Below are 14,489 nucleotides of genomic sequence, written 5' to 3'. Positions count from 1 at the left end.
GAGTGCCAAATAATAGACTGGTTTTTTTATAGATGGCTTCTCCCAAACATCCTAATATAATTCTTCAATATGGTAACATGAAAATAAGGGAAAAGCAAATATGTTCAATAAAGCCAGTCTTAGAAAGTAGTCAGAAGGATTAGGCTTGTTTGGAAATGAATTATTCTTTTTATGATTATGGCTTTCCTTAAGTAATGAAGGCGAAAAAGTGAATAGTCCAGCGGACTATTTTAGAAATTCAAGGGAGTTCCATTCTTTTTAGCGACCCTAGGTCTTACCAACTCCTCATAATAGAACTATAAGCAGTTTGAGCACTTTCACCACAGCGAAAAAGCAATCGTTTAAAGTGATTTTATCGCCATCAAGCCATAAAAATGAAATTAGTTCTCATAGAAACTTTTTTCTTGACAATAGTTTTAGGAATCTTTATAATAGTTTTCATGAGAACTATTGCAATGTTCTCATAAAGAGTGAGGTGTTTTATGAAAGAGCCTTTTAGTGAGTTTAAAACCTCATTACAGCAACAGAAAGATATATTCAAGAATTATCCAAAAGCCATGGTGTTGAACATCTGTCCGGACCTCAGGGATGGACAGTTATGTTTTTAAAGGATAATCAGGGAAAGGAAATTTTTATTAAAGATATTGAGAAAAGGTTAGATATCTCAAAATCCGTAACCAGCAATCTCATTAAACGAATGGAAAAAAATGGTTTTATTTCTGTTATTCCTTCCAGAAGAGACAGACGATACAAGCAAATTGTTTTAACACCATTAGGGCATGAGAAAGCTGGAAAAATGACTGTTTTTTTAACAGATCTTAAAAAGTTGCTTCTAAAAGATATTAGTCAGGAAGACTTATCAGTTGCTCGAAAAGTTTTTAAACAAATCAAACAAAATTTAGAAAAGAAGGAGTAATTCATGTTTAAAATTTTTAAACGTCTAAATGCTAGAGAGTGGGGCATGATTCTCCTTAGTACTGCCTTTATCTGTTTGGCTGTTTGGATGGATTTGAAGACACCCGAATATATGTCCAACATTACAACCTTGCTGCAGACTAAGGGAACGACTGCTTCAGATATTATGGATCCGGGTTCTAAGATGCTCATGTTTTCATTTGGGAGCTTTTTAATGGCCATTCTAGTTGGTTTTTTAGCTTCAAGAACCGCTGCCAGCTTCACAACTCGCCTTCGATCTGATATTTTCAATCAGGTTATGGATTATTCAGAGGCAGAAATTAAGAAATTTTCCATTCCCAGTCTTCTCACACGGACGACTAATGATTTGACACAGCTGCAAATCATGATCGTTATGGGAATGCAAGTGGTGACACGCGGTCCAATCATGGCAGTTTGGGCCTTGACTAAAATTTGGGGTAAAAGTGATGAATGGACAGGAGCAGTCGGTGTTGCCGTCTTAATTGTCTTTGTTATGCTGTCTGTTTAGATGTTTATCGCTTTTCCAAGACAGCGTCAGGTGCAGAGCTTGACGGATGCTCTAAATTCTACAACTCGTGAATCTTTGAGTGGTGTTCGTGTTGTTCGGGCTTACAATGCAGAAGATTATCAGGACGCTAAATTTAAGCGGGAAAATAAAAGCCTGACGAAATTGAATTTATTGGTCTACCGTCTGATGTCGCTAATGAATCCAGTTATGACAGTTGTTTCAAGTGGTTTAACACTAGCTATTTATTGGATTGGTGCTTACCTTTTGAACGATATCAAAATTCCTATGACCAGTGCAATTGCTGCTAAAGGTGCAATTGCTAATCGTATCAATGTTTTCAGTGATATGGTTGTCTTTTCATCTTATGCCATGCAGGTTGTTGTCGGTTTTATGATGATGGTTGCTATCTTTATCATTTTACCGCGTGCTTTAGTTTCTGCTAAACGGATTAATGAAGTTTTGGCTCTGGACTCATCTGTACACTTCAAAGAACATTCTAAAGCAGACAATGGCCACGAGGGAGAAATTGAATTTCATGATGTGTCTTTTCGTTACAGTAAAAATTCTCGTGCAGTTATTGAGCATGTCTCTTTCAGTGCCAAAGCTGGCCAAACGGTTGCTTTCATTGGTTCCACTGGTTCAGGAAAATCAACTCTTGTTAATCTGATTCCTCGTTTTTATGATGCTACAGAAGGATGGATTAAAATAGATGGCATCAAAGTGCAAGATTACAGTCATGATGACCTCAACAATAAAGTCGGCTATATTCCGCAAAAGGCAGTTCTTTTTAGTGGAACCATTCGTTCTAACATTGCATTTGGGCAAAGCGATCAAACGCCGCTTGAAGATGCTAAAATTTGGGAGGCTCTTGAATTAGCCCAAGCCAAAGATTTTGTTGAAGAAAAGGAAAAGGGGCTTGATACCGAGGTAGCTCAAGGCGGTACCAACTTCTCTGGTGGTCAAAAGCAGCGCTTAGCTATTGCCCGTGCACTTGCACGCAAACCAGAAATTCTTATTTTTGATGACTCCTTCTCAGCTCTTGATTATAAGACGGATCGCATTCTGCGAAATGATTTGGCAAAGAAAACCAAAGAAATGACTAAGTTGATTGTCGCCCAACGCATTTCAACTATTATGGATGCTGATCACATTTTAGTCTTGGATCAAGGAAAAGTTGTTGGTCAAGGAACACACAAAGAATTACTGGCTAATAACGATATTTATCAAGAAATTGCTTATTCACAACTATCTAAGGAGGAGTTAGAAAATGGAAAATAAGAAGAAATCATTATTAAGCCAAATGGCTCCTTACCTTAAAGGCTATAAGGCTTTATTCGGACTTGCTGTCATTTTTACTATCGTTTCAAGTACGATTACCGTTATTGGACCTGACCGGTTGAAAGAGATGACAGATACCATGACCAAAGGGCTGGCAGGAAAAATTGATTTAGATAAAATCGGTGAGATTGCTCTAACCTTGGCTCTCTTATACTTTGCTGGTGCTTTGGTTTCTTATACTGCTAGCTTTATTGTGTCCACTTTGATTCAAAAGTTTTCGCAACGTCTGCGCAATGCCATTGCAGATAAAATCAATAAGGTACCGCTCAAATATTTTGACAGCCATTCACAAGGAGATACCTTGTCTCGAGTGACCAATGATGTGGATTTAATGACACAGTCTTTCAACCAAAGTTTAGTTTCAATGGTAGCAGCTACGATTCTCCTGATTGGCTCTATTTTCATGATGATTAAAACCAATGGAGCTCTTGCAGCGACTGCTATTTTGTCTGTTTTTGCTGGTTTTGCGGTATCCACTGTTATCATGGCCAAGAGTCAGCCGCTTTTTAAGAAGCAACAAGCTAATCTAGCCGATGTCAGCGGTTATGTTGAAGAGGTCTATTCAGGTCATAATGTGGTTTCTAGTTATAATGCGATTCAGCAAAGCAAGAAGCAGTTTGAAAAATTGAATGACCAATTATTTGCAAGTATGTGGAAATCACAATTCTTTTCTGGAATTATGATGCCCCTTATGCAATTCATCGGAAATTTTGGGTATGTCATGGTCTGTATTGTCGGTGCTACCATGGCTATTAACGGCGATATTACCATGGGAACGATTGTTGCCTTTATGACTTACGTCCGTATTTTTACTCAGCCCATTGCGCAGATTGCTCAAGGAATCACTCAATTGCAATCAGCTAATGCTGCTATGGGACGTGTCTTTGAATTTCTTGATGAGGAAGAAGTAGAAGACGAAAACCATAAAGTCAAACAACTTGAAAAAGTTGAAGGAAACGTTAACTTTGACAATGTTTTCTTTGGTTATAGTCCTGATAAAACCATCATTCATGATTTCTCGGCTCATGCCAAGGCTGGTCAAAAAATTGCTATTGTAGGACCGACTGGTGCGGGTAAGACAACAATTGTTAACTTGCTTATGCGTTTCTATGAAGTTGATAGAGGGATGATTTCTATTGACGGTGTTAATATCCATGATATGACACGAGAAGAAGTGCATGATGCCTTTGCCATGGTACTCCAAGATACTTGGCTCTTTGAAGGTACAGTTAAGGAAAATCTGATTTATAATCAAAAACATATTACTGATGAGCAAGTGATTGCAGCAGCTAAGGCAGTTGGTGTTCATCATTTCATCAAGACTTTACCTAAGGGTTATGATACTATTTTAGATGATTCGGTCACCTTATCAGTCGGTCAAAAACAACTCTTGACCATTGCACGTGCTCTCCTTAAAGATGCACCGCTTCTGATACTTGATGAAGCAACTTCCTCTGTTGATACTCGTACGGAAGAACTTATTCAAAGGGCTATGGATCGTTTGATGGAGGGGCGGACATCATTCGTTATTGCCCATCGTCTGTCAACTATTCGCAATGCTGATCTTATCCTTGTCATGAGAGATGGTAATATTATTGAACAAGGCAGCCATGACCAATTGATGGCAAAAAATGGCTTTTATGCCGATCTCTATAATAGTCAATTTACAGAAGAAGCGGCTTGATGAATTTAAAGAGTGGTCAAAAAATGAACATAATTTTAATGTTATTTTTGGCTGCTTTTTTTATTATTTCTTAATAAAGTGTGAATTTCGTTTATCTGGTTCTATTAATATTTAAAATCATTTTTCCAATCAAATCATTAGATTAAAAGGAGGAAATATCCTACAATAGGAGCTAATAGAGAAAAGGAGACTATTTTATGACAACTTTTAATGGAAATACAGTGACGCTTGCTGGTAAGAAATTGCAGGTTGGTGATACAGCACCTGATTTTTCTCTGACAGATACTGATTTGTCTAAAAAAACTTTGGCAGATTTTGCTGGTCAGAAAAAAGTGATTAGTGTTGTGCCATCTATTGATACAGGCGTTTGTGATGCACAAACACGTCGTTTTAATCAGGAGTTATCAGATGCTGATAATACTGTTGTCATCACTGTATCGGTTGATTTGCCATTTGCACAAGCACGCTGGTGCGGTGCAGCTGGTTTGAATGATGCCATAACCTTGTCAGATTACTATGATTATTCGTTTGGAAAGGCTTATGGTTTATTGATTAATGAACTCCATCTGCTTGGACGTGCTGTTTTTGTTCTTGATGAAAATAATAACATTACCTATCTTGAATATTTAGATGAAATGACTAATCATCCCAATTATGACGCTGCCCTTGCAGCAGTGAAATAAGTTAGTAAAAAGGCACAATTTCTGTGTTTTTTTACCGTTTAGGACAAAATTGCTACCATTTAGGATTTTTGGCTCTGTTAGAGGATATTTTCTGTTATACTAAGACTATCTTTATGTTATTAATAAGGAAAGCTTAATGCTGCATTGTATTGTACAGCCAACTATATGAATATTGTTTTAGGTGAGGAAAAAGAGATGTCCAAAAAGAAAAGTCAGAAACTGAAGCTATTTAGACTTTTAACAGCACAGCTTATTGCTGTTTGTTTATTAATTATGGTTTTGACACAAGCTATTTTTAAATCTCCTCTGCTTGTTCAGATTTGCTTTTTAATTATAACGCTTTGTACAGCTGGTTTAAATTATTATTTCATTAGAGAAATTAGAGAGGTAAATGCACAAAAAGTTCTGCTGCTACCGTTACTAGTCAAGTTATTTTGCTGTCATGTTTTTGCTTTTGATGATTTTAAGCAGTTATAAGGCTATTCAAGTAAGCGCATTTGCCAGCAAAATCATCTTCTCAGCTGCTGCTGTAATCAGTTTTATTGTCTCTCTTCTTTTATTATGGGGGATAAAATATGTCAAAAAAGTCCAGCGTTCTTTAGAAAACGCTAATGACTGATTGAGCCACATTAAGCCGTACCATTATCTGCATGGTAGGCTTTTTGTGTTTATGGTAGCTAGTTAATATTCTTCAAAAATCTAAATGATACCTTGTTGCTGACTTCAGCGCTATTAAGTCTGTTTGTGACCTCATATGGATTGGAACTTTCCATACCATTTGGCAAAATAAGAATTCTTTAATTTTCTATGTTATAATAGAACAAGCATGTAAAAAGGATGAATTATGTCACAAGAAACAATCTATGGGAAATATCAAGCTTATTTGTCTCAGATTTTAGATCATTTCAGTCAAAAAATCCAAGAGGAAAATCAACGCGTAAAATCAGATACTGGTTTTAAACTGTTTGAACATTTTCTTGCACGTATAAAGACCAATGAGAGTATGATTGAGAAATGTCAGCGTAAACAATTGCCTCTAACGGCACAGTCGGCTCTAAAAGAAATTCGTGATGCGATTGGCATTCGCATTGTCTGCGGTTTTGTTGACGATATTTATAAAATGGTTGCTATCCTTAAAGCATTAGATGGTGTCAGCATCTATAATGAAAAAGATTACATTTACAATGCTAAACCTAATGGTTATCGTTCTTACCATTTGATTTTAGAAATAGAAACGCCATTTGAGGATTGCTTGGGACAGCAACCGGGAAAATATTTTGTTGAAGTTCAGTTGAGAACAATAGCTATGGATTCTTGGGCTAGTTTGGAGCACCAGATGAAATACAAACACGACATCAAAAATCCAGAGCGCATTGCTAAAGAATTAAAGCGCTGTGCGGATGAGTTAGCTTCTTGTGATCTCTCTATGCAGACCATCCGAAATTTGATTGTAGGAAGTGGTGAATAAATGTCTTTGACGATTTTACTAGCAGAAGACGAAGAGCAGTTATCACGTGTTTACACAGCAGCACTAAAGCATCAAGGTTATCAAGTTGATCAAGTTTATAATGGACAAGATGCTATCGAAAAAGCACACGAAAATGCTTATGATGTCTTTATTTTAGATATCATGATGCCAGTCAAAACAGGTCTGGAAGCTTTGCGTGAGATTCGTGCCAGTGGGGATCATACGCATGCTATTATGTTGACAGCTATGTCGGAAATTGAAGACAAAGTAACGGGTTTAGAGGCAGGTGCTGATGATTATTTAACCAAACCTATTTCTTTAAAGGAACTTTTGGCGCGTCTGGCTTCCTTAGAGCGGCGTCTGGATAGTTTTACAGATAAAGTTTTAACTTTTGGCAGTGTCAAACTTGATCTTGCCCAGCAGGAAATGGTATCAGGCAATTCTATTCGTTTAGCAGGAAAAGAATCAAAGTTAATGGCTTTTTTTATGCTCAATCCTAATAAATCTTTATCAACTAAGGAAATTTTTCAGCACGTTTGGGCAAAAGATGATGATCCTGAAATTGATGAAGGTTATGTCTTTATCTATATTTCTTATCTTAGACAAAAACTAAAATCTATTAAGGCAAATCTTGCTATTATGGGAGAAGAGAATGGCGATTTTACCTTGGTTAGAATTGGCAGGTGATGATCATGTTTCGTAAGATTAGATTCCGTTTCATCCTTGTAGCCTCTTTTGCTATCTTATGTATCCTCATTTCTTTTGTTGGTGTTTTCAATTCTGTTCGTTATGTTCAAAATAACGATGAGATCAATGCTATTTTGACCATTTTATCTAGAAATAAAGGCGAATTTCCTGACCCGATAGAAATTAACAGGGAGGTAGGGAATCGAGGATTGTCAGTAGCTGTTATTAATCAATACCAATATTACAGTTTTGTAGTAGATAGGAAAAAAGATACCGTTTCTCTTAATCTCAGTCATATTTCTCATTTGACAAAAAAGCAGGCAGAGTCTTATATGAGAAATATTAATCTCCATGAAAGAGATGGACGTTTTAGAAAAACAATCATTTTTATTCTTACCGTGTGACAAAATTGAATTCATCTGGCCGTTATTTAGTTGTTGTCTTGGATGCTACTCATTTTTTTGCTGACCGTTCTGAGCTAATCAATCTTTCTATTCAAATGTCCTTTTACAGTTTGCTCTTTTTATTTTAGTTGTCTCTGTTTTTTCAGGTTATGCCATTAAGCCTTACCTTGAAAATTATGAGAAGCAAAAACGTTTTATTACTAATGCTGGTCATGAATTAAAGACCCCTTTATCCATTATTTCTGCTAATAATGAATTACAAGAATTGATGACTGGCGAAACAGAATGGACCAAAAGTACTAAGGATCAAGTTGACCGCTTGACCCATTTGATCAATCAATTGGTTATTCTGGCTAGGTTAGAAGAGCAGCCGAATATTGTTCTTGAAAGAGTTAGTTTTTCGGAAATTGTGCAAGATGCAGCAGAAGACTTCAAAGCTCCTATCATTAAAGATGGTAAAAAGTTTGAGATGCTGATTGATTCTGATATTTATGTCAAAGCCGAAGAAAAATCTCTCTTTGAATTGGTCACTCTTTTAGTAGATAATGCCAATAAATATTGTGATGATAAGGGAGAAGTAAGTGTCAAACTTAGCAAAACCAGTGGTCTTAAAAAGGCAAAACTAGAGGTTTCAAATACCTTTAAAGGCGGTGCTAAAATTGATTATAGCCGTTTCTTTGACCGCTTTTATCGCGAAGATGAATCGCATAACAATCAGACATCAGGTTATGGCATCGGATTATCAATGGCTCAAAGTATTGTTAAAATTTTTAAAGGAAAAATTTCGGTCTCCTATAAGAATGATACCATTACTTTTAAGGTTGTTTTATAAATTTTGATATAAAAAATGAGGTCAGGATATTTTTATCCTGACCTCATTTTTAACCTATTAAAAGAGATAAAGTAGTGCAGCGATAATGGCTAACCCTCCCTGTGTCAGCAAAATTTTTGGATTGCTGCTATAAGCACCATACGCAGCAACAAGAATAATGTAAATCAAGATTGGTAAAATGATAGCTGTATTAAAAGCCAAACCATAAAGCAGGCCTAAACCAAGAAGACCATTATAAATACCTTGATTTTTAAACAGTGTATCAATTTCTTTTTCACCTAATTTTTCTTGAGTCATGCCAAAGACTTGAGACGTCTTTGTAGACTGTGTGGCTAAAGTTTCCAGATACATAATGTAAAAGAATTCTAAAGCGACTAGAATGATAATAAGTATTTTAATAATTGACATGATTGCCTCCTAATAGTAATGCTTTAGTATTATAGAATTTGTTGTCAAACTTTGCAAGAAATTTGTCTGTCCTTATAAGAAGCTTGAAGGAAATAAAATTTGAAAGTCTGCTTGAAACAAATGGACATTTTTAAGAGTGTAGACAAAGTCTCAATTAAGGCTCGCTTCGCTCGCAATCAATGCTATTTAAATTGGCATTTTCAGAGTTTCAAAACATATATGTATAAAAAAGCAGTTCAGTCTTCAGTCTGACTTTTTTATACTTTTTCTGCTAAATCACAATTGTGCTCCACTTTCGTATGTTCTAAGACTGTTTTTAACAGCAGTAATGAATTGCTGAGTAATATCAGTTTCTTGTTTACGTTTATTGCTAACAAAACCAAGAGTATGCATTTTACTGTCTTTAAGAGGGATTAGAACAATTTGATCCTTGATAAAACTGTTAACAATACCCAATCCTGAAGCATAAGCATCAGAACCACAGAGAATATTCATGATAGTACCGCGATCATTACTGTAAAAGACAGATTGATTTTCAGGAATATCAAGGGTATCTTCGTCAAAGTTGAGTCCTGAAATTTCTTGTCTGAAACGGACCTGTTTATAATCTTTTAATTGCACTTTTTCAATGACCTTTTGCTGGGCGAGTGGATGTCCTTTTCTAAGGAAAATACGTGTTGGAAACTCTCCAAGAGCTGTAAAGGTGAGATCATGCTGCTTAAAATAACGTTCTAGAATATGACGGTTATCGCTGTTAAGATAAAGAATACCTAAATCACTTTCAAAATGTAAGACACTCTCTAGCACTTTTTTGGTTGTTGTTTCATTCAGGTGAAAATGTTGGTAGTCATTTTTGAATTTTTCGGCTATTTCAAGAAGCGGAATGGATAGAAAATCATAATGATGCGAACTAATGGTAAAGCTCTTTTTGTAGTTGTCTTGGTAACGTTTTTTAAGAAGGTCAGCTTCTCCCAAAATGCGTTTAGCATACTTAAGAAAATCATAACCATCATCTGTTAGGCGAGCACCCGTATTAGAGCGAATAAAAAGCTGTACTCCTAAGTCATTTTCTAACTCTTTAATTGAAGAGGAAAGATTGGGCTGTGTGACATAAAGTTTTTTAGCGGCCTCGCTAAAAGAACCTGTATTGGCAATAGCCTCAACATAACGGCATTGTTGAAAATTCATAATAATCTCCCTTGTTAGAACTTTTATGACATTATAACAAAAGAAACACTTGGCAATCGAAAAAAACTGATAGAAAAACAAAGAAGTGATAACTTTTTCTTATGGCCTGCTATTGTTTTTCTTTTCCTTGATTTGCACTGTTTTTATTGCTATAAATGAAATTTATAGCCAACCATAAAAAAGATAGATTATGCAAGGTGTTGAGGAGATGTTAGGATAAAGGCATATTATTTTCAAAGGAGTTGGACTTTATGGCAAACAGTAAGAAAGAATGGGTCTTAAAGGCTTTTAAAGGTGAAAAGGTAGACAAAGTTCCTGTTGGTTTTTGGTATCATTTTTTAGCAGAAGAAGAATTTGGACAAGGTCTCAATAATCCAGAACTTTTTAAGAAGAATCTTCAAGGGCATCAAAAATTTATTAAAGAAGTAGAACCTGATTTTATCAAATTGATGAGCGATGGTTTTTTCACTTATCCTAACGAATTGATTCATAAAAATGTTACGTCAATTCAAGAATTAGCTAATATTTCTTCTATTGGTGACAATCACCCTTGGTTTGATCAACAAGTGCAGTTAGTTAAGGCTATTAAAGAAAGTTTTACTGAAGATATTGTGGCTATTTATAATATTTTTGCTCCAGTCACTTATCTTAAGTGGCAATTATCGGGACAGGTAGCTCACGGTGATGCCATTATTGCTCAGTTTTTGAAGGAAGATGCCCAAACTTTAAAAAAGGTTTTAAATGTCATCGCTGGGGACATTGCTATCTTGACGAAAAAAATTATTGAAGAAGCTGGTATTGAAGGGGTTTATTTCAGTGTACAATCCATTCAAGACAGCAATGTAACGTCTGAGGACTATCGGAACTATATTACACCTAGCGATTTGACCATTATTGAGGCTGCTCAGCAAGTTCAAGGTCTAACTGTTCTTCATATCTGTGGTTATGAAGGAGCAAGCAATGATATCAAACTCTTCAAGGATTATCCAGCTCAAGTCTTTAATTGGGCTGTTGGTCCGGAAGGTATCAGTTTAGCTCAAGGCCGTAAACTTTTTGGCGGTAAAACCGTTTTGGGAGGGTTTGTTAACACTAAAGACGGTATTCTCTATAAAGGAAGTAAGGATGACATTCAAACTGAAGTAAGAAAACTCTTGCAAGAGTCTGGTCCGTTAGCCACTGTTATAGGAGCAGATTGTACGATTCCAAGTGATATTGCTGCTGAGCGTATTGCTTGGGTTAAAGAAGCGGTAACTTTATAAGATGAAAGAAGGAGACTATTCAAATGACTAAGAAAACATGGATTGTTGCAGGAGGCGTATTGCTGCTTCTTATTGGCGGGACGATTATTGGACGTCAATTGGCGGGAAACGGTGCTAATAGGAAAGTGACTACTTTAAAGGTGGCTCATACTCAAAATTATGCTCCCTATGACTATGTGAATGACAAGGGAGAAAATACAGGCTATGAAGTAGACGTTTTAAAAGCTATTGATAAAAAACTGCCTGATTATAAATTTAAATATACAGGAACAAGTGATGAGGATTTGCTTATTGGACTCGAATCGGGAAAGTATGATATTGGGACTAAAGGGGCTTGGTATACAAAAGAGCGTGCCCAAAAATTTATTATCCCTAAAGATGCTCTTGGTGCCAGTGTCATCGGCTTGACTATTAGGAAAGATGAAGAAAAACAATTACTGGTATTAATTCTTTTGCGAAATCAGGGGGCAAACTTGTTCCTATCTCTCCGCAAAATGCCCAGTGGAATGTTATTGAGGCTTACAACAAAAAACATAAAGATACTCCAATTGACTTGAAATCAGCAGAAAGTTTTACGGTTGCAGATGCTTATGCCTGGGTTTTAGAGGGGCGTTATGATGCTTATTTTGATATAAAACTCTCCTTTAAACAGGCTGTGAAGGATAAGGATGGTGCTTATCATAAGTACGCTGATAAGTTGACTTGGATTCCTTATAAAGGTATCGAAACTTACCCATTGATTCATCGTAATAAAGCCAATCAAAAGTTTGTTAAAGCTTACAATAAGGCTGTGAAAGAATTGAAGAAGGATGGAACTTTAGCCAAACTGTCTAAGAAGTATTTTGGAGAAGATGTCTTTAATTATGTTACAAAATAGGGGGTCTGTATGGTTTCTTATACACCATCTTATGTTTTTAAATTTTTACCAACTATTTTAAATGCTCTTCCTTTAACGTTGTGGGTCATTTTTTTAACTGTTCTTTTGGGTTCTTTATTAGGAGCAGGACTAGCTTGGGCACAAATGGATTCTAAAAGCAGCAGGGCAGCCTTTGCTAAAGGATATGTTTTTATTTTGAGATGCACACCCCCGATTGTTTTGTTGTTTCTAGTCTTTTACGGTTTGCCAGAATTTCTGACTTGGTGGCTTCATTTGGATGTTGACGATTGGCCGCGCACTATTTTTGTTGTTGTAACTATGGTATTACTATTTGCGGCTTCAATTTCTGAAGTTTTCAAATCAGCTTATTTAGCTGTACCTAAAGGGCAATTAGAAGCCGGTCTCAGTATTGGTTTAACTGGCTTTCAAACCTTTAAGCGTATTCTTTTGCCACAGACTTTTAAAATCGCCTTACCCAATATAACGACTGCCATTTTAAATTTGATGAAAGATGCAGCTCTAGCCTATACAATCGGTTTAGTGGATGTCATGGGAGCAGGGAATTTAATTATCAGCCGAAATTTGGGCAATTATTCCTTGGAAACTTATACAGCTGTTGCCCTTATTTATTGGGGAATTGCCTTAGTTTTATCACTAGTATCACATTTTATGGAACACAGTCTTAATAAAGGAAATGCTTAGGAGGTCATATGGATTTTTCTTATATTTTTCATACATTTTTACTTTCCTTAAAAGGTGTTCCTGTAACTTTAGCCATCATGATGGTCTCTATACTGCTGAGCTTTTTACCGGCTTTGTTTTTGGCTTTGGGTAGAATTTACAAGGTAAAAGGTGTGACGACTTTTTCGATTATCTATCTAGCTTTTATTAGAGCAACACCGCCTATTCTTTTGATTCTCTTTTTTTACAGTCTTTTACCCAGTGTTTTAAATACCATTTTAAAATCAAGCGGATTGGATATTTTTAAACTTAATCCTATTTATTATGCTTTTATTATCTTTAGTCTAATGACAACAGGAAGTCTATCAGAAATTTTACGCTCTGCTATTTTAACGGTTGATAAGGGGCAGCTGGAAGCAGCTCAGTCTATTGGTTTAACAACGACACAAAGTTATCTTAGAATTGTTTTCCCGCAGGCTTTGAGGTCTGCTCTTCCCAATCTTTGTAATTTGGTGATTAATATTGTTAAGGGAACTTCACTTGTTTTTGTCATGACAGTTAAGGATATTACAGCTATAGCTAAGGTTGAAGCAGCACATGGCTATCAATATTTTGAATCTTATCTTGTGATTTTCATTATTTATATTATTATCTGTGGTTTGATTCAGTGGAGCTTTTCAGCTTTAGAAAAGCGTTTTGCTTAAGGAGAATACATGTTAGAAATAAAAAATTTATCAAAACAATTTGGAGATAAACTTGTTCTTGACAATGTTAGTTTGACTGTTAACAAGGGAGATGTTGTCGTTATTTTGGGTCCTAGCGGTTCAGGAAAAACAACTTTTTTGCGCTGTCTTAATCATTTGGAAAAAGCAGATCAGGGACATTTAACTTTGGATGGACAATCATATGATTTGGCAACACTTAATCGTAAAGAAATTTTGACTATTCGCCAAAAGACGGCCTTTGTTTTTCAACACTATAATCTTTTTGCTAATAAAACCGCTTTGGAGAATATTTTAGAAGGCTTAATTACTGCAAGAAAGATTCCCAAAGAACAAGCGATTCAAATTGCAGAACAAGCTCTTGAAAAAGTAGGCTTATTGAGTTATAAAAATTATTATCCTAGTCAATTATCCGGTGGTCAGCAGCAAAGAATTGGGATTGCACGTGCCATTGCGGTCAAGCCAGATCTAATCTTTTTTGATGAACCAACATCGGCACTTGATCCTGAATTGATTGGTGATGTTTTGGGTGTCATGAAGCAATTGGCTGAGGAAGGCGTTACCATGATTGTGGTCACGCATGAAATGAGCTTTGCTAAAGATGTGGCCAATCATGTTGTTTTTATGGATGGTGGGCACATCATTGAAGAAGCTTCGCCAAAAGAATTTTTCTCGAAACCTAAAGAAGATAGAACGCGTCGCTTTTTAGCACGGATTTTGTCTGATGATAGTTACTCAGTTGATTATATATTGTAAGGAAAATTTCCACTGCATTGGCGTTAAGAATAGTTCAAAAAGTTAGTAAGGACTTTCT

Annotated in this window: 10 protein-coding genes and 5 pseudogenes; 13 read left to right on the top strand and 2 right to left on the bottom strand. The window is 36.0% G+C overall.

Annotated elements, in window-relative coordinates:
- Window positions 1–482 precede the first annotated feature (482 nt).
- The 8 genes and pseudogenes from SRT_RS05775 to SRT_RS05740 all read left to right on the top strand — a co-directional run bounded on the left by SRT_RS05775 (window position 483) and on the right by SRT_RS05740 (window position 8,540).
- Window positions 483–916, top strand: a pseudogene (locus SRT_RS05775) (MarR family winged helix-turn-helix transcriptional regulator).
- 3 nt (window positions 917–919) lie between these two features.
- Window positions 920–2,722, top strand: a pseudogene (locus SRT_RS05770) (ABC transporter ATP-binding protein).
- Complete coding sequence (locus tag SRT_RS05765; protein ID WP_128833374.1) at window positions 2,712–4,466, top strand: ABC transporter ATP-binding protein; 1,755 nt, start codon at window positions 2,712–2,714, stop codon at window positions 4,464–4,466. Before SRT_RS05770 ends, SRT_RS05765 begins: the two are co-directional and overlap by 11 nt.
- A 197-nt stretch (window positions 4,467–4,663) precedes the next feature.
- On the top strand, window positions 4,664–5,149 hold the full coding sequence (gene tpx, locus SRT_RS05760; RefSeq protein ID WP_128833373.1) for a thiol peroxidase: 486 nt from the start codon (window positions 4,664–4,666) through the stop codon (window positions 5,147–5,149).
- A gap of 165 nt (window positions 5,150–5,314) precedes the next feature.
- Window positions 5,315–5,761 (top strand): annotated as a pseudogene (locus tag SRT_RS05755) (hypothetical protein).
- 232 nt (window positions 5,762–5,993) lie between these two features.
- Entirely contained in the window at window positions 5,994–6,617 is a 624-nt protein-coding gene (locus SRT_RS05750; protein ID WP_128833372.1) for a GTP pyrophosphokinase, read from the top strand.
- On the top strand, window positions 6,618–7,304 hold the full coding sequence (locus SRT_RS05745) for a response regulator transcription factor (protein ID WP_128833371.1): 687 nt from the start codon (window positions 6,618–6,620) through the stop codon (window positions 7,302–7,304).
- 5 nt (window positions 7,305–7,309) lie between these two features.
- Window positions 7,310–8,540, top strand: a pseudogene (locus SRT_RS05740) (sensor histidine kinase).
- Between the two features lie 57 nt (window positions 8,541–8,597).
- Here SRT_RS05740 and SRT_RS05735 read toward each other — a convergent pair.
- Both SRT_RS05735 and SRT_RS05730 read right to left on the bottom strand, forming a co-directional pair.
- Window positions 8,598–8,948, bottom strand: coding sequence for a DUF1304 domain-containing protein (locus tag SRT_RS05735; protein ID WP_128833370.1), 351 nt, complete (start codon window positions 8,946–8,948; stop codon window positions 8,598–8,600).
- A 276-nt stretch (window positions 8,949–9,224) separates the two neighbouring features.
- A complete protein-coding gene (locus SRT_RS05730; RefSeq protein WP_128833369.1) occupies window positions 9,225–10,136 on the bottom strand; it encodes a LysR family transcriptional regulator in 912 nt (303 codons plus the stop codon).
- A 251-nt stretch (window positions 10,137–10,387) separates the two neighbouring features.
- On the opposite strand from SRT_RS05730, the gene SRT_RS05725 reads away from it, so the two are divergent.
- The 5 genes and pseudogenes from SRT_RS05725 (at window position 10,388) to SRT_RS05705 (ending at window position 14,431) form a co-directional block, all read left to right on the top strand.
- Window positions 10,388–11,395, top strand: coding sequence for a uroporphyrinogen decarboxylase family protein (locus tag SRT_RS05725; protein WP_128833368.1), 1,008 nt, complete (start codon window positions 10,388–10,390; stop codon window positions 11,393–11,395).
- Between the two features lie 23 nt (window positions 11,396–11,418).
- Window positions 11,419–12,272: pseudogene (locus SRT_RS05720) on the top strand (amino acid ABC transporter substrate-binding protein).
- Window positions 12,273–12,281: 9 nt separating this feature from the next.
- A complete protein-coding gene (locus SRT_RS05715; protein WP_128833367.1) occupies window positions 12,282–12,974 on the top strand; it encodes an amino acid ABC transporter permease in 693 nt (230 codons plus the stop codon).
- Between the two features lie 8 nt (window positions 12,975–12,982).
- The gene (locus SRT_RS05710) at window positions 12,983–13,657 is read left to right on the top strand and encodes an amino acid ABC transporter permease (protein WP_128833366.1); all 675 of its coding nucleotides are present in this window, start codon (window positions 12,983–12,985) and stop codon (window positions 13,655–13,657) included.
- 9 nt (window positions 13,658–13,666) lie between these two features.
- Window positions 13,667–14,431, top strand: a complete 765-nt coding sequence (locus tag SRT_RS05705; protein ID WP_128833365.1) for an amino acid ABC transporter ATP-binding protein — start codon at window positions 13,667–13,669, stop codon at window positions 14,429–14,431.
- The last annotated feature ends 58 nt before the right edge of the window (window positions 14,432–14,489 follow it).

The organism is Streptococcus troglodytae (genome assembly GCF_002355215.1).
In the GTDB taxonomy this organism is placed as follows: domain Bacteria; phylum Bacillota; class Bacilli; order Lactobacillales; family Streptococcaceae; genus Streptococcus; species Streptococcus troglodytae.
The sequence above is the reverse complement of the archived record's forward strand: the minus strand, read 5'-3'. Positions and strand labels throughout refer to the sequence as shown.

Excerpts from the sequence above, each read along its gene's own strand:
- SRT_RS05765 (WP_128833374.1), top strand. The coding sequence starts at position 2,712 with ATGGAAAATAAGAAGAAATCATTATTAAGCCAAATGGCTCCTTACCTT.
- tpx (WP_128833373.1), top strand. The coding sequence starts at position 4,664 with ATGACAACTTTTAATGGAAATACAGTGACGCTTGCTGGTAAGAAATTG.
- SRT_RS05750 (WP_128833372.1), top strand. The coding sequence starts at position 5,994 with ATGTCACAAGAAACAATCTATGGGAAATATCAAGCTTATTTGTCTCAG.
- SRT_RS05745 (WP_128833371.1), top strand. The coding sequence starts at position 6,618 with ATGTCTTTGACGATTTTACTAGCAGAAGACGAAGAGCAGTTATCACGT.
- SRT_RS05735 (WP_128833370.1), bottom strand. The coding sequence starts at position 8,948 with ATGTCAATTATTAAAATACTTATTATCATTCTAGTCGCTTTAGAATTC.
- SRT_RS05730 (WP_128833369.1), bottom strand. The coding sequence starts at position 10,136 with ATGAATTTTCAACAATGCCGTTATGTTGAGGCTATTGCCAATACAGGT.
- SRT_RS05725 (WP_128833368.1), top strand. The coding sequence starts at position 10,388 with ATGGCAAACAGTAAGAAAGAATGGGTCTTAAAGGCTTTTAAAGGTGAA.
- SRT_RS05715 (WP_128833367.1), top strand. The coding sequence starts at position 12,282 with ATGGTTTCTTATACACCATCTTATGTTTTTAAATTTTTACCAACTATT.
- SRT_RS05710 (WP_128833366.1), top strand. The coding sequence starts at position 12,983 with ATGGATTTTTCTTATATTTTTCATACATTTTTACTTTCCTTAAAAGGT.
- SRT_RS05705 (WP_128833365.1), top strand. The coding sequence starts at position 13,667 with ATGTTAGAAATAAAAAATTTATCAAAACAATTTGGAGATAAACTTGTT.